The organism is Nguyenibacter vanlangensis, assembly GCF_013376155.1.
GTDB classification, from domain to species: domain Bacteria; phylum Pseudomonadota; class Alphaproteobacteria; order Acetobacterales; family Acetobacteraceae; genus Gluconacetobacter; species Gluconacetobacter vanlangensis.
The window spans coordinates 1-863 of sequence record NZ_JABXXP010000966.1; the positions used below are offsets into that span (position 1 = coordinate 1).

At 66.3% G+C, this 863-nt stretch carries 2 protein-coding genes; both read left to right on the forward strand.

The features are described 5' to 3' along the window. Nucleotides 1-252, forward strand: a 252-nt coding sequence (locus tag HUK84_RS20525; RefSeq protein ID WP_176641841.1) for a DUF2239 family protein, incomplete at its 5' end; no start/stop codon positions are given. Then, nucleotides 245-697 (forward strand): ester cyclase, encoded by a 453-nt coding sequence (locus tag HUK84_RS20530; protein ID WP_176641842.1) that lies wholly within the window; start codon nt 245-247, stop codon nt 695-697. The genes HUK84_RS20525 and HUK84_RS20530, both read left to right, overlap by 8 nt. Nucleotides 698-863: the final 166 nt, after the last annotated feature.

Below are 863 nucleotides of genomic sequence, written 5' to 3' on the forward strand. Positions count from 1 at the left end.
CGCCTTGTCGATCAGGCGCGCAAGGCCGATGGCGGCCAAACGGCAAGGCGCCTGGCGCATGAACGCGCCTATCGCGTCATGGCGGCGCTGGCCGGCGATTATCCCGGCTTCGAAGACGCGGCCCGCGCCCTGTTCGCCGACGACATCGACGCCTTGGCCCGCGCCGCCGCGTCCTGGCCCCAGGACGTCAGAGACTACGCCGTCAAGCTCGCACAGCCCCAGGAACAGCCCCAGGACCAGTCTCGTGAGTGAACGGTCACGCAAGACCCGCCTGCGTCATTTCATCCACCAGGTCTGGAATCAGGGCGATGCGGACAGCGCAGCCGCCTATCTCGCGCCCACCTACCGGATCCGCCATGACCCGGGTGACCCGTGGAACGGCATGACGCTCGACCTCGCCGGCTTCAAGGCGCGAGTCATCCGGTTGCGCGCCGCCTTTCCGGATCAGCATTTCGACATTCAGGGCCTCTACGCCGACGGCGACACGGTTGTGATGACCTGGCTGTGGAACGCGACCCACCTGGGCGACCTGCCGGATTTTCCGGCAACCGGACACACGATTGAAATGTCCGGCGCCACCGCCTATGGGTTCGACAGGTCCGACAGGCTGACCGGACATTGGCAAGTCACCGATCGCCTCGGCGTCTACCAACAGTTGCAACGAAACAAATTGTCACCCCGACCCGATCCTCCATGAATGCCGTACGCATTCGGGGCCGGTGTTCACCCATCCCGTATCTCTGTACACTGCCCGGCATGACGGACGAGACCACCCCCCGCCTGAACCGCCGCGCCGCGCTGTCGTCCCTGGCCACCCTGGGCACGATCGGACTGGGCACGATCGGATTGGGCGCCGCCGCGCG